General features: G+C 46.4%; 2 tRNA genes. Both read right to left on the bottom strand.

The features are described 5' to 3' along the window. Positions 1–7: 7 nt before the first annotated feature. Positions 8–83, bottom strand: a tRNA-Val gene (locus tag AN389_RS20040). 47 nt (positions 84–130) lie between these two features. Then, positions 131–206: transfer RNA gene (locus AN389_RS20035), tRNA-Val, on the bottom strand. Positions 207–211: the final 5 nt, after the last annotated feature.

Below are 211 nucleotides of genomic sequence, written 5' to 3'. Positions count from 1 at the left end.
CTAAGAATGGTGGGTCGTACTGGACTTGAACCAGTGACCCTCGCCTTGTAAGGGCGATGCTCTCCCAACTGAGCTAACGACCCATATTACAATTTTAAAACGCGACTATTAATATAATAGGTTTTATATGTGGTGGGTGATACTGGACTTGAACCAGTGACCCTCGCCTTGTAAGGGCGATGCTCTCCCAACTGAGCTAATCACCCACATA

The organism is Pseudoalteromonas sp. P1-7a (assembly GCF_001401855.1).
Lineage (GTDB): Bacteria > Pseudomonadota > Gammaproteobacteria > Enterobacterales > Alteromonadaceae > Pseudoalteromonas.
The sequence above is the reverse complement of the archived record's forward strand: the minus strand, read 5'-3'. Positions and strand labels throughout refer to the sequence as shown.